The organism is Anaerobacillus sp. 63XJN7_4_ISO-PGPR-S23-413 (assembly GCF_056173725.1).
In genome coordinates this window covers 3,709,870-3,731,714 of sequence record NZ_CM149688.1, presented here as the reverse complement: position 1 = coordinate 3,731,714, position 21,845 = coordinate 3,709,870, and the positions used below count along the sequence as shown (strand labels likewise).

The following is a 21,845-nucleotide window of genomic DNA, read 5'->3' as shown; positions in this document are numbered from 1 at the left end:
GTGTACTAAATGGCTAACCTGCTAAAAGTACAGGAGGCAAAAATTATTCCTGTCATCCGTAAAGCAAATCAAAACAATATATTACCAATTGCTCAAGCTTTATATGAGGGTGGTATTAAAGCAATCGAGATAACAGCTGAAACACCAGAGGTTGAAACGTTGATTAGGAAAGTTAGAGATAGTTTTGATGGGTTATTAATAGGTGCAGGAACTGTGCTCGATGGTGAAACAGCCAGAGCAGTTATTATGGCGGGTGCCGATTTTATTGTTTCTCCTACGGTGAATCTAAATACAGTTAAAGTGGCGAAAAGATATGGAGTCCCATGCATTATAGGTGCCTTGACCCCAACGGAAATGGTGACAGCTTATGAATCAGGCGCTGATATGGTGAAAGTTTTTCCGGCGGACACAATGGGCGCTCGTTATATAAAAAATATTCTCGGTCCTCTACCTCAAATTGAAATAATGGCAACTGGTGGAATCGATAAGGAAAATATGCTTGATTATTTCCAAGCGGGAGCTAAGGTTGTTGGGATTGGAGGCCAACTTGTTCAATGTGATCATCTAACGTCAGAAGACGATTTCAATAGTTTAAAAGAATTGGCAAGTCAATATGTTGAAAAGCTAAGAGGAGCAAATCATACTTCATTATTTGAAAGCGGATTCAGAAAATAAAGGGGGAGCTTTTATGAAATATGTATTTACATTATTGTTAGTTATGATTTTATCTCTAGGTTTTTTGACGGGGTGCGGTAACAGTGAAAATGCTGGAGCAAACGAAAATGGCAAGATTAAAATTATTGCGGCACATAACCAAACTTCACCTGAAAATCCTTACCAATATGGGATGAAGGAATTTAAAAAAGTAGCTGAAGAAAATGGAGACGGTAATATTGAAGTAGAAGTCCATGCAGGAACTCTGGGCACAAGTGAATCAGAACTTGTGGAAAAGCTTAAGCTTGGCGGTGCTGATGTTGTTCTCGTGTCTCCTGGTTTTATGTCGAAAACGGGTATTAAAGAAATCGATCTATTCGCTATGCCTTACGTATTTAATAGTTATGAACATTGGGAGAAAGCAGTTGAGGGAGAAGTTGGCGATCAAATTGCTGAAACGATTAATGAGAAGTCTGATAATACATTCAAAGTTTTGGGCTATTGGACAGCTGGAGTTCGTCATTACTATGGGAAAAAGCCATTGAATTCCATGAAGGATATTGAAGGGATGAAATTCCGGACGCAAACTTCTGGTGCTATTGCAGAGTACTGGGAAGAAACTGGAGCTGTACCAACATCGGTAGCATGGGGAGAGTTATATCAAGCTTTACAACAAGGTGTCGTTGATGCCTCTGAGAACGCTTATCCATACTTCGTTCAACAAAATCACCATAAAACTGAAAATGGAAAGTACATCACAGAAACAGCGCATGACTACACGACTCGTTTATTACTCATTAATGGAAAGAAATTTGATTCTTATACAGATGAGCAAAAAGATGCCGTATTAAAAGCAGCTGAAGCTTCAGTAAAGAAAGAGATTGAGGTCCTTCACAAGCAAGAAGAAGAGTACAAACAAAAAGCTATTGATGAAGGGGCAGAAGTAAATGACATTGATCGTAAACCGTTCATTGAATTAGCGAAGCCTATTCAAGACAAAACAGCAGAAGAAATTGGTGCGACGGATCTTTTGAAAAAAATTCGTGATTTGAAATAAGTAAAGAGTGAAGCGAGGGTATAGTCGGTACCTTCGCTCTTATTCTAATCATTAGCCTTGCGCTTGTAGAAAGGGGAAGTTAGCCGTGCTCGTTAAGCTGCTTGAGAAAATTCAATTAACTGTTGGTGTCTTGTTTCTAGTTGTCTTTTTTATCACGATCATTATCCAGGTTATTACGCGGTATATGGGGGTTTCAGCTATTTGGACGGAAGAAGTTGCGACTTATTCCTTTATTTGGGCCGTGTTTATGGGGGCATCCGTCATGCTCAATCGAAGAGAGCATTTTAAATTCGATCTTCTGTTGAATAAGTTAACTGGCAAAAGTAAGAACAGCCTATATCTCATTAATGATCTTATTCTTCTAGTATTTAGTACAGGTTTATTTTATTTAGGAATAGAAGCTGTTCAAAACTTCTGGAACTATACCTGGGTTTCTATCCCGGAATTAAAAATGGGGTATGTATGGATTTCAATTCCGATTATGGGTGGAACGATGATGATATATACGTTTGCTCACATTTTACGTAACGTAAGAAGCTTCTCTAAGAAGGAGGTAACCGAATGATTGGTATTCTGTTAGTTGGTCTCTTTATTATCCTGATGTTTCTTGGTATTCCTATTGCTTTCGTAATCGGAATTGTAGCCCTGCTAGGAATTATGAACGTACCTTATATTCCTGAAGTAACAGTACCAGTTAAAATGCTGAACGGTCTCGATTCGTTTGTTTTATTAGCCGTTCCTCTTTTCATACTAGCAGCTAACTTGATGAATAGCGGCCAAATCTCCCAAAAGTTAATAGACTTAGCACTAGCAATTGTCGGGCACATCCGTGGTGGATTAGCGCACGCCAATATTCTCGTATCTATGCTCTTTGCAGGGGTTTCAGGCGCCGCTCAAGCTGACACGGCCGGGGTTGGTAAAATCCTAATTCCTAATATGAAAAAACAAGGATATGACACTGAAACAGCTGTTGGTATTACAGCGGCCTCTTCTACAATCGGTGTTATCATTCCCCCAAGTATCCCGATGATCATTTTTGCGGGGCTAACAAATGTATCAGTTGGCGCTTTGTTCTTAGTAGGAATTATCCCTGGTATCCTCGTTGGACTCGGTATGATGATCCTTGTTTATATTCTTGCTAGGAAGAGAGGATATCCCACATATCAGAAAGCTTCAATGAAAAATTTCATGAAACAGTTTGTTGGCACAATTCCTGCACTAATGACACCCGTAATTCTGATTGGTGGGATTATCACCGGAATTTTCACAGCGACTGAAGCAGCGGCATTTGCTTCACTTTATACAGTCATCATTGGCCTTTTTTATTACAAGACACTAAAAATAAAAGATTTCCCTAAAATTTTAGTGGATACGTTAACACTTAGTTCATTATCCTTATTCGCCTTAGCCGCAGCAAATGCTTTAGGAGAATTGATGAGTTACTACCAATTATCATCATGGGCGGAACAATTTTTCGCAAATAATATCGATAGTAAATGGGTTTTTCTATTAATTATCATTGCATTCTTCCTCTTTGTAGGAACATTCATGGATGCTATACCAGCAATGATTTTATTTATCCCAGTGATCTTGCCAGTTGCGATCGGTTTTGAGATTGATCCCATTCTATTAGGTATCGTTACAATCATGACTTTAGCTGTAGGTCTAGTGACGCCCCCATATGGTTTATGTTTACTCTTAGCTGCGAAAATTGGAAAATTACCAGTTGAACGTTCACTAGGTGCCGTTATGCCATATATAGCTATAGTACTCGTAGTACTGCTAGTAGTTGCGTTTGTACCGGATGTTGCTTTTTACTTACCAAAGGTGATTAATTCTAATTTGTTTTAATTATAGAATTTATATAGAACGGTTTTGCTTTGTTAGCTTTCACTTTATTATTTTATTTATAACCCTTATATCACGCTAAAAGTCGAGTGAATCAATATTTTATTTGAAGGTGTCAAACCTATAGAAATCAACAAGTTTTATTAGCATAGAATAGTTAAAAAGACAGTAAGAATGCGAGGTGACTAATTACACCGCGCATTCTTTTTTAGGAAATCAGTTGAAATTTTCAGATTTTTGATTTATTCTTTAAAGTGAAAATACGAAAAATTGTATATTGAGGTGAGGATATGGAAGGCAAATGGGAGAAATTATACAGCAAGAATGGACTGGCAGCTAGGAGAATTGCAGCTAATCTAATAGCGATCGAGCCAGGAAGCCGTATTCCTCGCGTAAGTGATTTTGTTACAGAAACATCACTTGGAAGGGGGACAATTCAGGGAGCGTTACGTCTACTCGAAGAAATAGGAGCTATTGTTCTTGAAGCAAGAGGACACCTTGGTACGTTTCTTGTTAGAACGGATCGAGAGCTACTTTGGGATATTGCAGGACTTGGTTCTGTTATGGGGGCAATGCCTTTACCATATTCGCGAAAATATGAAGGCCTTGCTACTGGTTTAGTTCAGGTGCTTGAAATGATGAAAATACCTTTTAATTTGGCTTTCATGAGAGGCTCATCGAATAGAATAGAGGCATTGAAAGCTGGAAGATATGATTTTGTGATTGTTTCAAGGCATGCGGCTGAGCTTGCTGTTCGGAATGACGCTCGTATCGAAATGGCAAAAACATTTGGAAATAACTCATATGTTTCCGGACATGAAATCTTTTTTTCAGACTCTAAAACAGAGCGTATTCAAAACGGCATGCGGGTAGGTATTGATTATTCTTCAGCTGATCAGCATCTTCTAACGGAGTATGAAATAGAAGGTATTGATGTTCAGCTAATTGAAGTGAACTACATGCAGATGATGGAGATGCTTAAGAACAATGAAATTGATGCAGCAGTTTGGAATAAGGATGAGATTATTCATTCTGAAGGAATGGGTAAAGGATCGTTTCGTTCGATAAAAGCTCAGGAATTAAGTCGAAAGGTGAATGAAGCAACTATGCTCTTAAATAGGGAGAGGATAGAACTTAGAGATGCACTACTCGACCTGTCAGTATTTAACGTCAAGGAGCTACAAGTTCGAGTAGAAAAGGGGGAAATTTATCCTCGATATTAGGCGGGATTTCATTTTGAATCCCTATGATTTTAATATACTAAATCCTGTATATTGGAGGTTGGTTTTTATGTCAACGATTAAGGAACGACTAGATATTCTGAAAGCTGGCGATGTGATTAGTGAGGAAGCATCAACTATCGCTGAGGAAGCGGTGCAAAGATTAAGTGACCATACGCAAAGGCCGCTTCCTCAAAATAAAATAGAAATGCTCGTTACTCATCTTGCATCAGCCTTAACGCGTATGTCCCGCGGTGAATCGGTCGACGGCCCACCTGATGAGCTTTTTTCAGAAATAGAGAAATCTGAGCAAATTGATCTAGCGAATAGAGAGATTAATTGGCTTAAATCCAATTGGGGTGAGGAAATTCCAAAATCTGAGATCGCTTTTTTAAAAATGCACTATGTATCTATTTTTAAAGAAATGAAATAGGAGGAGATTTTTTATGAAAATTGTTATTGGTGGACAGGTAGATAAAAAGGAAGTCGAAGCCCTAGTGAAGGAACATGGACCAAATGGAGTGGAAACTTCCATTAAATCAGATGTAGAAGCGGCAATGGCAGTAAAAACAGGTCAAGCAGAATACTATGTTGGAGCGTGTCACACTGGTGGTGGAGGTGCGTTAGCAATGGCGATTGCTATTATTGGAAAACCAAGCTGTGAAACTGTTTCAATGCCAGGAAGAAAACCGAGTGAAGAGAAAATTCAACAGGCTGTTAAGGACGGAAAGAAAGCATTCGGTTTTACTGCTGATCATATGGAAACGGTCGTTCCAATGATTATGAGAGCAATTAAAGCACTTTAATTTAGAAGGGGGTTCGGCACATGGAAATGGTTCTCGTCATTTTGATCGGGGCTATGGCAGCTGTTCTTGCAAATTTAAATTTAGCTGTGTTTAATGACGGCTTACGACCAATTGTACCTGAAAATACTGAAGGGCGAATGGGACGTAAAGAGCTTGGTTTAACGGCTTTTGCTATGAGTTTTGGACTTGTAGTTGGTTTTGGGATTCCGTTTACCATTACAGCGAGTATTATTCTTATCCATAGCATTCTGCTTGGAACAGATATTATTGGATTAATCACCCCGCGAAATAAATGGGGTACGCCTGTTGCAGCAATTGTTGGTGGCGCATATGGTGCAGGTTTGTTAGTTGGACTAGAAGGATTTGTCACCTTATTTGAAAAACTACCATTGAATTTTCTAGATGCGATGGGGCAAGTGGGATCGCCGGTCGTGGTAACCTTCATGGCATTTCCAGCTCTAGCAGTGGCGTTGCAATTCAGTGTTAAAAAAGGTGTTTTGACGTTTATTACATCAGCCATTATTCGGCAATTAGCTGTATGGTTAAATGAAAGCGGTGCCATGACTTTTGGTGATACGACGGTTACGTTAAATCAAGAAGGAATGGCTCTCATTACTGGAATGATTTTCTTAATTACATATGCTGTGCGTCAAAAACCTGAAGGGGACGGAAGCGGGATTGATCTTGCTTCGGTTTTCAGTGAGAGAGTCGATCGCATTAAAAAGCATGTGGTTTATTTCATGATTATGGGTGGGCTTATTGCTGCGGCTACGAACCTTCTGATTATGGCTGGAGATCCAATATCTTTAAATTTAATAGCAGACGGAAAAATAACAGATGCTGCTATCGCTGCAGGAGCCCGAGCGCTGGGATTCATCCCACTTGTTGCTAGTACGGCGATTGCAACAGGGGTGTATAGTCCAGTTGGGTTTACAATCATTTTCGTTGTAGGGTTGCTTGTTCCTAATGTATGGGTTGCGGCTATCCTTGGTATTATTACTGTTTTTCTTGAGGTTATGTTATTGAGTCAGATTGCACGTTTCCTTGACAAATATCCCGGAGTACGACAATCAGGAGAAAATATTCGTACAGCGATGAGTCGAATTTTAGAAGTGGCTCTTTTAATTGGTGGTGCAAACGCAGCTAATGCTATTGCTCCAGGGCTTGGATTTTTTATCATTGCAGGGTTCTATTTGTTAAATGAGATTGCAGGCCGTCCAATTGTGCGAATGGCAGTAGGACCGATTGGCGCAATAGCAGTTGGTATCTTGGCGAATGTTCTTGTCGTACTTGGCCTCATGCAAATACCACAGTAGAAGGAGGAGATAAGATGATTCAAACGGTTAGAGGACCAATTGATCCTACTGAGCTCGGGATTTGTTCCGCTCATGAACATCTTTGTATTGATTTATCACGAATTAAAAATGATCCTGACACTATTCTTGACGATATAGGCGGAATGGAAGAAGAACTTCGCTATTTTAAAGCTTCAGGTGGGCAGGCGATGATAGAAGTTACGAATGACGGAATGGGTCGTAATGCAAGTCTCCTTAGAAAGTTAAGCGAAACGACAGGAGTGCATTTGATCGCAAGTACCGGTTTTTACAAAGACCCATTCCTTCCAAACCAAGCGACTGAGTGGAATCGCGATCAGTTTGCACAATACATGATTGATGAAATAAAGAACGGAATTGAAGGAACAGACGTTTATCCTGGCGTTATTGGAGAAATAGGGAGCAGTCACTATGAAATCAAGCCTATTGAAGAAGAGCTCTTAACTGGTGCGGGAATCGCAGCAATGGAAACGGGGCTTCCGCTCACCACACATACAACGCTCGGAACGATGGGAGTCGAGCAAGTTGAACTTTATTCTGCCCTTGGATTGCCAATGAACCAATTGATTGTGGGGCATCAAGACCTTAATCAAGATGATGAACGAGTACTTTCTGTTGTGGAAGCAGGGGCATTTGTAGGATTTGATACGATTGGAAAAATTAATTATCGACCTGATGAAGAGCGAATTCATACAATTTGTCGTCTATTTGAAAGAGGATATGGTGCGCAGATTTTATTATCAGCTGATTTAACTAGAAAGTCACATTGGCATAAGCACGGAGGTATTGGATATGACTATGTTCTCAATGAATTTGTTCCTCGTTTAAAAGAAGCAGGCTTGTCTGATGAGAATATCAGAATGATGCTAATCGATAATCCAGCTCATGCTTTCAGTCGAAAGGGGATTGCATAACATTGAAATACCAGGAATCTGTTATACCTCAGATGTCACTTGCAGAAGCAACAAATAAACAATTTGAAATTGTGGATTATATCACAAAGGAATTTAAAGACAATGAAATGTTCCATGATGGCGATCGCGGTGTGCATCCGATCTATAAACGACCTAGAACAACTGCGAAAGTTGAGAACGTTCTTGCTAGTATTTTTGGAGGTGATCAGGCAGTACTTGTGCGAGGATCGGGTACCGGTGCAATTCGATCTCTCTTAAGTGCCCTCCTTGAACCGGGAGAATCCATGATGATTCACACTGCACCTATTTATATGACGACTAAAGAAACGATCCGAATGCTTGGGTTACGAACGGAAGAAGTGAATTTCAATGATTTAGATGCTATTAAACAAAGTCTTCCTCATTCAGAAGCAAAGGTTTTCTATATCCAACATGCAAGGCAGCAACCAATCGACACTTATCGTCTTAAAGAAGTGATTAAGTTAGTTAAGACGATCAACCCTGAAATGATTGTAGTTGTTGATGATAATTATTGTGCATTGAAAATGCATGGAATTGGTGTAGAGGCTGGCGCTGATTATTCCACTTTTTCCGGATTTAAGCTACTTGGACCTGAAGGAATTGGAGTAGTGATAGGGAAGAGCGCCATTAAAACAATTCAACAGCGAAATTATTCTGGAGGCAGTCAAGTTCAGGGACCAGAAGCGATGGAGTTACTTCGATCCCTACCTTTTGCACCTGTCTCATTAGCTATTCAGAGTCAGCAAGTTGAAGTTCTATGTGACTTGTTAAATAAAGGTGAAGTGTATGGAGTAAAAGAGGCATATATTACAAACTCTCAATCAAAGAATGTCATTGTTGAACTGAAAGAGCCAGTTGCCCGTGAAGTAATCGAGCGAAGTAAGGCCTTTGGAGCAGCAACATATCCAATTGGAGCAGAATCACGTTTTGAACTTGTTCCAATGATTTATCGAGTTTCTGGTAGTTTCCTCGAAAGTACACCCGCATTACTTGAATATGGTTTACGGATTAACCCTATGAAGGCTGGAGCAGAGACTGTTATTCGTATTCTTCGAGAATCATTGCGAGGAGAGTAAGTATACATCAAGACATAATCTATACGCTGTTGTTTAGGAGGCTACTACATTGTTTCTTTCACTTACAAAGAAGAGAAATCCAGAACTCATTAAAGCGGGAGTAAAACTTCACCAATCTGGGCTTATTCCTCCCAATACGTATGTTCTCGACCTTGACACAATAGCCCACAATGTCAGAAGAATGGCGCAAGCTGCTAAAGAGAATGATTTTACATTGTATTTTATGAGTAAGCAGCTTGGTCGTATAGGCGATCTCGGGAATTGGATTGCGGAACATGGAATTGAAAAAGCTGTTGCCGTTGAATTTGAAGAAGCTTACCGACTATATCATTCCGGTGTCAGTATTGGTAACGTGGGTCATCTTGTCCAACCTGGGAAACATCAGTGGGATGAGGTTCTTAGTTTCGATCCAGAAGTTGTGACGGTTTTTTCGATTGAGCGAGCAAGACAAGTATCAGATGCAGCTATGAAACTGGGAAAAAAACAGGAGGTCATTCTGCGAGTAATCAATTCATCAGACACGATTTATCCTGGACAGTGGGGAGGATTTCAGGTAGAGGAGCTTCAAGGTTTTATTCCAGAGCTAAAGCAGCTGAAAGGAATCGAAGTAATGGGCGTTACTTCATTTCCGTTATTGCTAATGGACAAAGAACGTAAGGAGCTATTGTTTACGGAGAACCTGAAAACAATTCTTTCGGCAAAAGCAATCCTTGAAGCATCGGGATTTCATATTCGTCAGGTAAATGGTCCAAGTGCAACAAGTACAGAAACGATTCCAATGCTAAAAAAAGCCGGGGTTACACATGGGGAACCTGGACATGCTCTAACAGGGACTACCCCACTTCATGCGGTGCGAACTCTTCCTGAGGATCCTGCTATTATCTATGTATCTGAAGTCTCTCATGAAGATGAGGAGAATTTTTATGTGATTGGAGGAGGGTTTTACGAAAGGGGAAATATGACAGGCGCTTACGTCGGAAGCTCCCCTGAACGTATTTTTGATACATTTTTAAAAGGCAAGCCTCTAAATTCTGAGTACATTGATTACTATGGAAGACTTGAACGTGAATCAAGAGTATCTATCGGTGATACGGCAATATATGCTTTTCGGACGCAAGTGTTTGTAACAAGGGCAAATGTTGCCCTTGTTCGTGGGTTACATGATGGTGTTCCAGAAATTGTACATTTTGAAAGGAGAGGTTAACGATGGGACGTATCGTAGTGCTCGTTCTCGATAGTTTTGGGATTGGAGCAATGGATGACTGTGCAGATTTTGAACCAGGGGACTGCATAGCAAATACGTACGAGCATATTCGAAAAAAAGTACCGATGGCCATTCCCACCATGTATTCGCTTGGACTTAATCAACTTGTAGATGAAACCGGAACACCAAAAGGAGCTTACGGAAAAGCACGACTCGCACACTACGGAGCTGATACTTATATGGGACACCAAGAGATTGTAGGAAGTCTTCCGAAACGTCCCGCCAAACGATTGATGAAAGACGTTCATGAGAATATAGCTACGAGTCTACTAAGGGAAAATTTCAAAGTAACCTATCCTTTTGAAGATTTGCCAATATTGTTAATTGACGATGCAATCATTATTGCAGATAACATTGAATCAACCCCTGGAAATATTATTAATGTTACGGCAGACCTGACAAAGGTTTCGTTTGAGTATGCGCTTAAAGTAGGAAGCGTTGTAAGGAGAGTTGTTGATACAAGTCGAGTTATTACATTAGGCGGTCCTCACACTTCGGTCGAGCGACTTCTATCAGTAGTAAAAAAAGGGGAAGCGGGGCAGTGGGGAATTGATAGCCCTAAAGCAGGCTTGTATGGGCCAGACTATCAAGTTCGTCACCTGGGATATGGTGTTAACGTACAAAGACAATTCCAGACCCTAGCTGAATCTAAAATTCCAGTTTATCGAATTGGGAAAACGGCAGATGTACTCGAAGGAAAGCATTGGGCTTATTCTATTGTGAATACAGCGGAGGTGCTTCAACAACTAAAAGAAACATTTAGTAAAGAAAAGCATGGGGCTTTTCTAGTAAATGTACAAGAAACGGACCTTGCTGGTCATGCAGAGGATACGAATTGGTACGCATCACTTCTTGAAGAAGTAGATAATTGGCTGGAGAAATTTATTCCTCTACTTAAAGAAGATGATATTTTAATAGTAACGGCAGATCATGGGAATGACCCTACGATCGGGCACTCAAAACATACAAGAGAGTATACTCCTCTTATGGTTACTGGTCCTAAAGTGAAGCCAGTATCGATTGGGATAAGAAATACTATGGCAGATATAGGGGCAACCTTGAGTGATTATTTTCGTATTGAATCCACTGAAGCAGGTACTAGCTTTCTTAATCAAATCCTCAAAAACTAAGGAGGAGTATATATGAAGAAACGAATTTTTATAATACCGATCGTGGTTCTGCTGTTGAATATCTCTGTCTTTTCCACAGCTTCAGCTACTGCCAACGGAGAGAAGCTGAGTCATGGTAGTCCGAAGAGTGCTGGAATGAATGCTACTACACTTGAGGAAATTGGTGACGTAGTGCAAGAAGCTATAAGTAATGATATAACTCCTGGAGCAGTGGTACTTGTGGTTAAAAGTGGTAAAGTCGTAAAAGAGTCTGCCTATGGAGATGCACAAAAATATGATATGGGAAATCTATTAGAAAAACCAAGGAAAATGAAAAAGAAAACAATGTTTGACCTTGCCTCTTTAACTAAAGTAATGGGAACAACGCAAGGAATTATGAAGCTTGTCAGTGATGGGGAATTATCAGTAAATGATCGAGTAGCAAAATATATTCCTAATTTTGCTTCTAATGGTAAGGAAGATATTACAATCGCAGACCTTTTAACACATACCTCTGGCTTAACTCCTTGGCAGCCGACTTATTTTCATGCTAAGAATTCGGAAGAAGTTCTAAACTATATTAATGCACTTCCACTCGAATACGAAACCGGCACAGATCGTCGCTATAGTGATTTTAGTTTTATGACGCTAGGGTTCATCATTGAGGAAATAAGCGGAGAGAAGCTTGATGATTATCTTCAGAAAAATATTTATGAGCCATTGAAAATGAAAGATACGATGTTTACTCCTTCAGATCACCTTGATGATAAAATCGCAGCCACCTCATGGGGGAATCCTTTTGAATATAAAATGGTTGATGATCCTGATTTCGGCTACAACGTTCCTGAGCGAGCTGAGGACTTTGGAAGGTGGCGAACTGAAACACTTGTTGGAGAAGTTAATGACGGTAATAGTTTTTATGCAAACGAAGGTATAGCTGGACACGCTGGCTTGTTCTCCACGGCACGAGATCTTGCCGTACTTGGACAGGCGATGTTGAATGGTGGGAGTTACGGTAAAGTGAAGCTATATGATCAGGAGGTTATTGAAGACTTTACAACCCCTCAGCGTTTTGGACAGGGCTATGGATGGGAACTCGACAAGAGCTGGTACATGGGTGACAAACATTCAGAAGCGACTTTTGGGCATACAGGTTTTACAGGGACCCAAGTGATCTTTGACCCATCTAATGATCTCCAAATTATTGTGTTAACTAATAAACAAAATAACGGCCCTCTCGAATCTGGATCCTATCCAAGCACTGGAGGACTTTCGAAACATATCGCGAATATCGTATACGAGTCTATTCAATAATAACTCAACCCTGATTAGCTTCCTTTCTTGGAGGTGCTCAGGGTTCTTCTATTTTAACAACGAGGAGAGATGCTGAATGAGGGAAAAGAGAAAAGTGATTTTAGATTGTGATCCAGGCCATGATGATGCGATTTCGATTATTCTTGCAGCTTCTAGTGATCAGATTCAGATTGAAGGCATTACGACGGTAGCGGGGAACGTAGATGTTGGGAAGACAACGCTTAATGCGTTAAAAGTATGTGATTTCATAGGGCTCGACGTGCCAGTTGCTCGTGGAGCTGAGCAGCCACTAGTTAAAACGCGTGAATTCGCACCAGACATTCATGGAGATTCTGGTCTTGATGGACCAGAGCTTCCGGAAGTTCCAAAGAAAATGATGATCGATCAGCATGCTGTCGATTTTATCATTGAGAGATTGTTAGATTCTGATGGAGAGATTACGCTAGTTCCGACAGGTCCCCTCACGAATATCGCTTTAGCGATTGAAAAGGAACCTGCGATCGTTGGAAAGATTCGTGAAATCGTACTGATGGGTGGAGGGACGTTTGGAAATTGGACACCTACGGCGGAATTTAATATTTATGTCGATGCCGAAGCGGCGGATGTTGTTTTTAACAGTGGAGTGCCTGTGACAATGTTTGGTCTAGACGTTACGCATCAGGCGATTACAACGCCGACGATTCTTCAGGAGATTTCTTCGATTGGCACGAACGTTTCGAAATTTGTGGGGGATCTTCTTGTATTCTTCACGAAAACGTATAAAGAGGTTTTTGGTTTTGAAGGAGCTCCTATTCACGATGCATGCACGATAGCGTATTTAATTGATGAATCGATTTTTGAATTCGAGACGGTTCGAGTGGATATTGAGACAAAAGGAGAATTTACATACGGTACAACGTGCGTTGATCGTCTGCATGTGACGAGAAGAAAGCCGAATGTGAAGTTTGCGCATGGCATTAATCAAGAGAAGTTTTGGGGATTGTTGATTAATGCGTTGAAGTGAGAAGGGCGGAATTCGTGGTGCCTGTCACTCGCGAATTCGCGAGTGACAGGCACCACCTAATATACCGCTACTAAACAAACGTTTATTTAACGTATACACTCATATTCTGAAATAAAGCTACGGAAACGAAATAAATAAAACGGTATAAAACTCCAAAATCATTCCAATGACCCGGGTATAAAGATAGATAAATCAGGGTGTTTTTCTCTTATCTATGACTTAAGTGGTATAGACGACTATAAAGGAAGAGGTTACGATTTGAATAGAATATTCTGAATGTTATTTTGTTTCATTGAGGAGGTAGCTCGTTATTACTTGTATTCAATAACAATGGGGAGGGCACTATGAAAAGAAAAACGCTGTCACTGCTTTTGACCACCGCGCTTGGTACGTCACTTTTAGCTCCAGGATCTGGTTTGGCTGCACCTGGTCCAACGATTGAGAAAGCGGGTAAGATCAACATGAGTCAAAGTAAAAGTCATCCAACTTTTTCGTGGGACAATCCTGGACCGACATCGCCTGTGCTGCATCCTGGTTCAGTCAAAGGGGCCGGAATGCGAGTAGAACCACTTAATGAGATTGATGATTTGATTGAAGGCGCCATCGATGAACAGGTTATGCCTGGCGCGGTTGCGTTTGTAGCGAGAAGAGGACATATCGTAAAGGAAGAAGCTTACGGTTATGCTGCGCAATACACAGATGATGAGTTTACTGAAATGAACAACCCAATTCCGATGAGTAAGGAAACCATTTTTGATCTTGCCTCAATTAGCAAACTTTTCACAACAACGGCGGCAATGACGCTCTATGAAGATGGGGAATTTAAGTTGGATGATCCGGTAGCGAAGTATATTCCGGAATTTGCAGCGAACGGAAAGGAAAGCGTTACCATCGAACAACTGATGACACATACATCGGGATTCAAACCATGGATTCCACTCTATACGATCGAAGGCGATCGAGAAGATCGCCTGGAGTATGTTTTTAACTATCCACTTCAATCAGAGCCGGGGAGTGAGTATACATACAGCGATCTTAACATGATTACACTCGGTGCTCTCATTGAACGATTGTCTGGGATACGTCTAGATGAATATGTAAAAAAAGAAATCACCAATCCGCTTGATATGAAGGATACGATGTACAATCCTCCTGCTGAATTAAAGGAACGAATTGCGGCTACGGAATACCAGGCATGGACGAACAGAGGGCTTGTCTGGGGGGAAGTTCATGATGAGAGTGCCTGGTCATTGGACGGAGTCGCTGGTCATGCAGGTGTTTTCTCGACAGCATCCGATCTCGCTAAATTTGCTCATATGTTTCTGATGGAAGGACGCTATGGTGGGACACGCATTCTTCAACCGGAGACGGTGAAACTTTTAACAGAAAATCGGATTCCAGAGTTTCCAGGTGACGATCATGGCCTCGGTTGGGAGCTTCAACAAGGTTGGTTCATGGATGCTCTATCTGAAAGCACAACGCTCGGTCATACAGGTTATACAGGGACGTCAATCGTTGTCAGTCCAACGAATCAGACAATTGCGATCTTATTAACGAATCGGGTTCATCCGACGCGTGAAACCGTATCTACTTCTCCAACGAGACGGAAGTTTGCAAGAAAGGTAGCCGATGCGATTCCAGTTGCGATGAACAAGAAAGCTGATCCCTGGTTTGCCGGCTATGGAGATAACGAATCGAAGTATCTGACTGCTAAAGTTAACGTGCATAAAGAATCTACTATTACTTTTGATACGTGGTACCAAATTGAGGAAGGCTACGACATGGGAACAGTAGAGGTTTCAGAGAATGGGAATGAATGGACCGAAGCGCTTCAGCTAACAGGAAGCAGTAAGAAATGGGAGGCGAGAGAAGTCGCTCTTCCTGCAAACACAAAGTACGTTCGCTTCACATATAAGACAGATGGCTCTACAAACAAACGTGGTTGGTATGTTGATGATTTGAAGGTGAATGGCTCAACAGTCACGCTGACGAGTGATGAATGGATGAAGCGATCATATTAAAAACCAGGAGGGATAGCATGCGAACGAGACAGAAACGGATGATTGTCACTTTTCTTGCATTGTTAATGATCTTTTCCCAGGCAGTTATGTTACCGGGGAAAGCTTCCGCAAAAAAAGCAGGTTCACCCGAGTTGATTTTAATGGAAAATGTTCCTGAAGTGAGTTCAGAATTTGATGGGAAAAGCATTGCATTGCATGCGCTTCACATTTACGATGATGGTCACTTTATGAAAACAGATCAAAATCTAAAGTGGAAGTCATCCAATAAAAAGGTGGCAAAAGTAGATCGTGAAGGGAACGTAACGCTGACAGGTAAGCGTGGCCGGACGTTCATTACGGTTTCAGATGGTAAGAACAAAGATCGGATTGCCCTTGATTATAAAGTGGATAAATCAAATGAAAAATCATCCGCTCCGTCTTTGATTAAACAGAAAGGGCACCAATACGACATTATCGAAAATGCGATTGACGGTATGACGATGGAAGAAAAAGTCGGTCAAATGCTGATGCCGGACTATCGAAATTGGAACGGTGAAAATGTAACAGAGATGCTTCCGGAAATTGAAGCGCAAATTGAAGAATATCATCTTGGAGGCGTGATTTTATTCAGAGAAAACGTGGTTACAACCGAGCAAACGACAAAGCTTGTTGCTGATTATCAGGAAGCATCCGAGAAGTACGGTCTGCTTATGACAATTGATCAGGAGGGAGGCATTGTAACGCGTCTTCAGTCGGGCACAGATATGCCAGGGAACATGGCGCTCGGTGCTACGCGTTCCAAAGATCTGACGAAGGAAGTTGGAAATGCGATTGGGGAAGAGCTTGCCTCCCTCGGTATTAACATGAACTTCGCACCTGATATGGACGTGAACAACAATCCCGATAATCCTGTTATTGGTGTTCGCTCATTTGGAGAAGATCCAGAGCTTGTTGCGGACCTTGGTATTGCGTATACAAAAGGTCTTCAGGAAACTGGCGTTGCAGCAACAGCTAAGCACTTTCCAGGACATGGAGACACAGCAGTTGATTCACATCTAGGACTTCCAGAAGTGCCTTATGATAAAGAACGTCTCATGGAAGTCGAACTCTATCCATTTCAGAAGGCAATGGAAGCTGGGATTGACGCGATTATGACAGCGCACGTGACGTTCCCTAAAATCGATGATACGAAAGTGATTTCCAAAAAAGATGGTACAGAAATTTCTCTTCCGGCCACACTCTCGCACAAAGTTTTAACAGAATTAATGCGTGATGAGATGGGGTATGAAGGCGTCATTACAACGGATGCGATGAACATGGGTGCTATCCAGGATCACTTCGGATCTGTTGACGCAGCGATTCGCGCAGTGAAAGCAGGAACCGATATCGTCCTGATGCCAGTTGGACTTCAAGAAGTGGCAGAAGGATTATATGGAGCAGTTGAATCAGGTGACATATCTGAAGAACGGATCGAAGCATCAGTGAAACGAATCCTAACATTAAAAGTAAATCGCGGAATCATCAAGTCGGAGAACCCGAGTGACGTAAATAAACAAATTCAAGATGCGCTCGAGACAGTAGGGTCAGACGAGCATAAAGCCGTTGAGAAAGAAGCGGCGGATAAATCCATTACGCTTGTAAAGAATGACAATGTCCTTCCTCTTGACGGGAACAGTGATGGTCACGTTGTCGTTATTGGACGAAGTTTTGTTGAATCACTCGGTAACTCAGTAAAAGCAGCGCATGACAATACGACGGTTATTGAAGTAAATGCAAGCTACACACTAACAGATGAACAGCGTGAAACTCTTGCGTCCGCTGATCAAATTATCATTGGCACGTATACGTACAGTGTGAGTACGCGTTCGCCTGAGCATCCACAGATGATGATGGTCGATACGATTATGAGTGAAACGGATGCGGATGTGATTGCGATTGGAATCAGAAATCCATATGACATTATGGCTTATCCGAACGTTGACAGTTATATTGCTCAGTATGGTTTTAGAACAGCTAGCTTTGAAGCAACAGCAGCTACCATTTTTGGTGAAAATGCCCCGTCAGGTAAGCTACCAATAACGATCCCGGGGGAAACGGGCGGCGTGCTTTATAACTTTGGTCATGGGTTAACGTACTAAAATTGTGGTCGGGAAGACTTGTTCTTCCCGATTCTTAAAAAATGGGGAGGCGTTTTAAACATGAAAAAGTGGCTTGTGATGGTGTTAACTACGATGCTTGTCTTATCATCATTATCTGTGGCATTCGCTGATAACAATGGGAAAGGACACGGTCATGATAAGCGTAAGAAGTTTAAGCTTGGTGTGGAAGTTCTACTCGAAGATCAAAAAGAGCTTATCGAAGGAAAAAGCGTTGGCCTGATTACAAATCCTACAGGGGTAGATCAGGAGCTTAATAGCATTGTTGACTTGCTTCACAATGATTCCGATGTTGATTTAAAGGCACTTTATGGACCGGAACATGGCGTTCGTGGAAGCGCACAGGCAGGAGAATATGTCGAGTATTATACGGATGAGGAAACAGGGTTACCCGTTTACAGTCTCTATGGATCTACTAAAAAGCCGACGCCAGAAATGCTAGAAGGCATTGATGTTCTTCTTTTCGATATTCAGGATGTAGGCACGCGTTTCTATACGTACATTTATACGATGGCCTATGCTATGGAAGCTGCCAGCGAGAATGACATTGAATTTATCGTGCTTGATCGTCCTAACCCTCTAGGTGGGGAAGCGGTGGAAGGTCCCGTTCTTGATGATGAATACTCTTCGTTCGTCGGAAAATATGAAATTCCACTTCGTCATGGCATGACAGTAGGTGAGCTTGCTTCACTTTTCAATGAAGAATTTGAAATCGGTGCTGATTTAACAGTCGTCGAAATGGATAAGTGGAAGAGGGATATGTATTACGATGATACGCCACTTGAATGGGTATTGCCCTCGCCTAATATGCCAACGCTCGATACAGCACTCGCTTATCCTGGAGCTGCCTTGATCGAAGGAACAAACGTATCTGAAGGTCGAGGCACCACAAAGCCATTTGAATTAATTGGTGCACCATTTATTAACGCAACAGAACTTGCCAGTGAACTGAACGAATTGAAACTTCCAGGCGTTGATTTTAGGGCAGCTTCCTTTACTCCTTCGTTTTCGAAGCATGCGGGAGAGTTAACACATGGCGTTCAAATTCATGTGACTGATAAAGAAGCGTTCAAGCCAGTCAAAACAGGATTAAGCCTAGTGAAAAACATTCACGATCTCTATCCTGAAGACTTTGAGTTTCGCGCAGAAAATAGCGCAGGCGTCTCATTCTTTGACCTTCTCGTTGGAAACGGATGGATTCGAGAAGGCATTGAAAATGGAGACAGCGTGAAAAAGATGGAGAAGCAGTGGGAAGATGATTTAAAAGATTTTAAAGAAGTAAGAGAAGACTATTTACTATACTAGATAGATTGATAAGCACTCGCATAGCGTCGAGTGCTTTTTTTATTTTATGTAATAAAACTTCACAAAAACACTTACATTATTAAATAAAACTTGTTAAACTGAAATTATTAGAAAATTCAATTCGATGAACAGATATAAAGGAGGGCGGATCACGAACGAAATAAACAGGATTGATTAGGGCACATTTGTAGGCAGTTACTACATAGCCAGAGGCTCCATCAATATGAGGAAACGGAATACATCACGAAATCATAAGAAGAAATGGGGAAGGCTTGTGAGAAAAGAAGAACGCTTAGCAGGGGAGATTCTACCGCATTTAGGTGGACCATCGAACATTAACTCATTAACAAGTTGTATGACAAGGCTCAGGGTAACACCGATTGATGATACAAAAGTAGATCTTGATCGATTGAAAGAAATTGACGGCGTGCTTGGCGTTGTGGAAGCTGAAACAATCCAAATTATTTTAGGTCCTGGCATTGTGACAAAGGTAGCAGAAGAAGTTTCAAAGCTGAGTGGTGTTGATGCGGAGGATTTGGAAGATGATGAGAACATTTTTGAAGGACTCGCAGATCAAACAAAATCAGATCTTAAGCAAAAGAATGCAACGCCATTTAAGTTATTTTTACGAAAAATAGCTAGTATATTCATTCCACTTATTCCAGCTATTGTTGCGTCAGGATTAATTGCTGGAATAACGAATATTGTGATTCGATCAGGTGTTGATCCGGAAACGTCACTTGTTTCTATTCTAAACTTTATTGGTTGGGGCTTGTTTAGCTACCTTGGCATTTTCGTTGGTATAAACGCAGCCAAGGAATTTGGTGGAACCCCTGCACTCGGCGGTATCGCTGGTATTTTAATCATTAACCCAGCACTTGCTGATATTACGCTTTTTGGTGAACAGCTTGTACCTGGTCGAGGCGGCTTAGTAGGCGTCATGCTTGCAGCGTTTTTCATGGCATGGACCGAGCGCCGCGTGCGTCGTTTTGTTCCATCGTCTCTTGATATTATCGTGACGCCAACGATCTCTGTTTTGATTACGGGATTTGCGACATTAATTGTCCTACAGCCAATTGGTGGATTTGTATCAGACCTTATCACAAAAGGGCTACTAGGATTGATTGACGCAGGAGGTATTTTCTCCGGATTGATTCTAGCAGGAACGTTCCTTCCTCTAGTTGTTACAGGGCTTCATCAAGGGCTTACGCCTGTTCACATGGAATTAATCAACACGATTGGTGATGATCCATTGCTTCCGATCCTTGCCATGGGAGGCGCTGGTCAAGTAGGGGCAGCCTTCGCGATATATTTCAAAACGAAAAATAAGAAACTAAGAAAAGTGATCAAAGCTGGCTTGCCAGTCGGCATTTTAGGGATCGGAGAACCACTGATTTTCGGTGTGACGCTACCACTTGGTCGTCCATTTATTACGGCATGTCTTGGCGCAGCCATTGGAGGCGCGTTTGCCGCATTCTTTAAAGTGGCGACAATTGCGATCGGAGTATCTGGCTTACCGCTGATCTTCCTCGTGAATTCAAATCAAATTTTATATTATATTATTTCTCTCGTTGTTGCTTATTTCTTTGGTTTTGTCTTCACGTATCTCTTCGGGTTTAAAGAAGAAATGACCGTTGCGATTGATAAAGGGGCTTCAACGAACACAGCTGCATAAGAAAATGGAGGGTCAGATGTCATGCTTGGAATATCTGTTTATCTTGGAAGTGATGGAGGAGATGTTGAGCAACGCTTAGAAAGAGCTAAATCAATTGGATTCGATGCTATCTTTACATCCCTCCATATCCCTGAAGATGATCATTCGCTCTATCAAACTCGTTTGAAAGAGCTTGGTCAATTAGCAAGGAAATTTGAGATGGAGCTTGTCGCAGATATTTCGCCAGAATCCATTATCCATTTAAATATTCAACATTATGAAGAGTTATTGGACTGGGGAGTGAATGGCGTTCGTCCGGACTATGGTTATACCGATGATTTAATTGTTTCTTTATCTCAGTTGATGAAAGTGGGCTTGAATGCAAGTACTGTTTCGAGAGAGGAAATTGAGACGTGGCTTGAAATGGGTGCAAACGTTTCGAACCTAGAGGCGTGGCATAACTACTACCCAAGACCAGAAACTGGATTAGACGTTGATTTTTTTTCAGAACGAAATCGTTTATTTAGAGAATATGGCATTCAAACAATGGCATTTATTCCAGGCGATCAAAACCTTCGAGGACCGATTTACTCTGGCCTTCCAACACTTGAGAAACATCGTTCTATGTCTCCTCATATGGCCTGTGCTGAGCTACTTTATCATTATCAAGTTGATAAAGTTCTGATAGGAGATATTTCAGTAAGTGATAACCAATTAGAAAAGCTTTCACTCCTTGCAAAAGGAGTGATTCCGCTTGAGGTTTCGAAAGTGGATGATCAGTTTGAAAGTTTTCAGGTGAAGGGAAAACATAAGAACCGTCCCGATCCAGCGCGGGATGTGATCCGTTCAGTAGAGTCGAGACAGTTACAACATCGTCCTGAACCAATACCTTCATTAAAAAGAAAACGCGGCGCCATCACGATTGATAATATGAACTATGGCCGCTATGCTGGTGAAATTCAACTTGTAAAGCACGATCTTCCGGAGGACGATCGTGTGAATGTTATTGGAAATGTGATTAGAGAAGATTTGCCTCTATTAAATTACATTGGGGCATCTCAACCATTTGAATTACTTTTGAAAACTGATGCTACTCATGAAAGGAATTAA

General features: G+C 41.3%; 19 protein-coding genes. All 19 read left to right on the top strand.

Annotated elements, in window-relative coordinates:
* Positions 1 to 9 precede the first annotated feature (9 nt).
* The 19 genes from AC0VYO_RS19385 (at position 10) to AC0VYO_RS19295 (ending at position 21,845) form a co-directional block, all read left to right on the top strand.
* Positions 10 to 675 (top strand): bifunctional 4-hydroxy-2-oxoglutarate aldolase/2-dehydro-3-deoxy-phosphogluconate aldolase, encoded by a 666-nt coding sequence (locus AC0VYO_RS19385; protein ID WP_430243314.1) that lies wholly within the window; start codon positions 10 to 12, stop codon positions 673 to 675.
* 13 nt (positions 676 to 688) lie between these two features.
* Entirely contained in the window at positions 689 to 1,711 is a 1,023-nt protein-coding gene (locus AC0VYO_RS19380) for a TRAP transporter substrate-binding protein (RefSeq protein WP_475365949.1), read from the top strand.
* Between the two features lie 85 nt (positions 1,712 to 1,796).
* Positions 1,797 to 2,276 carry a TRAP transporter small permease gene (locus AC0VYO_RS19375; RefSeq protein ID WP_194218612.1) on the top strand — a complete coding sequence of 160 codons (480 nt, stop codon included), beginning with the start codon at positions 1,797 to 1,799 and terminating at the stop codon, positions 2,274 to 2,276.
* Entirely contained in the window at positions 2,273 to 3,562 is a 1,290-nt protein-coding gene (locus AC0VYO_RS19370; RefSeq protein ID WP_430243320.1) for a TRAP transporter large permease, read from the top strand. Before AC0VYO_RS19375 ends, AC0VYO_RS19370 begins: the two co-directional genes overlap by 4 nt.
* A 287-nt stretch (positions 3,563 to 3,849) precedes the next feature.
* Positions 3,850 to 4,782, top strand: a complete 933-nt coding sequence (gene yhfZ, locus AC0VYO_RS19365; protein ID WP_475368032.1) for a GntR family transcriptional regulator YhfZ — start codon at positions 3,850 to 3,852, stop codon at positions 4,780 to 4,782.
* Between the two features lie 67 nt (positions 4,783 to 4,849).
* The gene (locus AC0VYO_RS19360; RefSeq protein WP_475368031.1) at positions 4,850 to 5,212 is read left to right on the top strand and encodes a PRD domain-containing protein; all 363 of its coding nucleotides are present in this window, start codon (positions 4,850 to 4,852) and stop codon (positions 5,210 to 5,212) included.
* A gap of 13 nt (positions 5,213 to 5,225) precedes the next feature.
* Positions 5,226 to 5,585 carry a DUF2620 domain-containing protein gene (locus AC0VYO_RS19355; RefSeq protein WP_226615500.1) on the top strand — a complete coding sequence of 120 codons (360 nt, stop codon included), beginning with the start codon at positions 5,226 to 5,228 and terminating at the stop codon, positions 5,583 to 5,585.
* Between the two features lie 20 nt (positions 5,586 to 5,605).
* A complete protein-coding gene (locus tag AC0VYO_RS19350; RefSeq protein WP_430243327.1) occupies positions 5,606 to 6,901 on the top strand; it encodes a YhfT family protein in 1,296 nt (431 codons plus the stop codon).
* A gap of 14 nt (positions 6,902 to 6,915) precedes the next feature.
* Positions 6,916 to 7,833 carry a phosphotriesterase family protein gene (locus AC0VYO_RS19345; RefSeq protein ID WP_430243329.1) on the top strand — a complete coding sequence of 306 codons (918 nt, stop codon included), beginning with the start codon at positions 6,916 to 6,918 and terminating at the stop codon, positions 7,831 to 7,833.
* Positions 7,834 to 7,835: 2 nt separating this feature from the next.
* Positions 7,836 to 8,930 (top strand): aminotransferase class V-fold PLP-dependent enzyme, encoded by a 1,095-nt coding sequence (locus AC0VYO_RS19340; RefSeq protein ID WP_475368030.1) that lies wholly within the window; start codon positions 7,836 to 7,838, stop codon positions 8,928 to 8,930.
* A gap of 49 nt (positions 8,931 to 8,979) precedes the next feature.
* Positions 8,980 to 10,134: a YhfX family PLP-dependent enzyme gene (locus AC0VYO_RS19335; RefSeq protein ID WP_475368029.1), complete on the top strand. Its 1,155-nt coding sequence runs from the start codon at positions 8,980 to 8,982 to the stop codon at positions 10,132 to 10,134.
* Between the two features lie 2 nt (positions 10,135 to 10,136).
* The gene (locus AC0VYO_RS19330) at positions 10,137 to 11,324 is read left to right on the top strand and encodes a phosphopentomutase (protein ID WP_475368028.1); all 1,188 of its coding nucleotides are present in this window, start codon (positions 10,137 to 10,139) and stop codon (positions 11,322 to 11,324) included.
* 12 nt (positions 11,325 to 11,336) lie between these two features.
* The gene (locus tag AC0VYO_RS19325) at positions 11,337 to 12,617 is read left to right on the top strand and encodes a serine hydrolase (RefSeq protein WP_475368027.1); all 1,281 of its coding nucleotides are present in this window, start codon (positions 11,337 to 11,339) and stop codon (positions 12,615 to 12,617) included.
* Between the two features lie 76 nt (positions 12,618 to 12,693).
* Positions 12,694 to 13,620 (top strand): nucleoside hydrolase, encoded by a 927-nt coding sequence (locus tag AC0VYO_RS19320; RefSeq protein WP_475368026.1) that lies wholly within the window; start codon positions 12,694 to 12,696, stop codon positions 13,618 to 13,620.
* A gap of 344 nt (positions 13,621 to 13,964) precedes the next feature.
* Positions 13,965 to 15,641 (top strand): serine hydrolase domain-containing protein, encoded by a 1,677-nt coding sequence (locus tag AC0VYO_RS19315; RefSeq protein ID WP_475368025.1) that lies wholly within the window; start codon positions 13,965 to 13,967, stop codon positions 15,639 to 15,641.
* A gap of 17 nt (positions 15,642 to 15,658) precedes the next feature.
* Positions 15,659 to 17,758, top strand: a complete 2,100-nt coding sequence (locus AC0VYO_RS19310; RefSeq protein ID WP_475368024.1) for a glycoside hydrolase family 3 protein — start codon at positions 15,659 to 15,661, stop codon at positions 17,756 to 17,758.
* Positions 17,759 to 17,818: 60 nt separating this feature from the next.
* A complete protein-coding gene (locus AC0VYO_RS19305; RefSeq protein WP_475368023.1) occupies positions 17,819 to 19,081 on the top strand; it encodes an exo-beta-N-acetylmuramidase NamZ family protein in 1,263 nt (420 codons plus the stop codon).
* A gap of 274 nt (positions 19,082 to 19,355) precedes the next feature.
* Complete coding sequence (locus AC0VYO_RS19300) at positions 19,356 to 20,756, top strand: PTS transporter subunit EIIC (RefSeq protein ID WP_430243343.1); 1,401 nt, start codon at positions 19,356 to 19,358, stop codon at positions 20,754 to 20,756.
* 21 nt (positions 20,757 to 20,777) lie between these two features.
* Entirely contained in the window at positions 20,778 to 21,845 is a 1,068-nt protein-coding gene (locus AC0VYO_RS19295; RefSeq protein WP_475368022.1) for a DUF871 domain-containing protein, read from the top strand.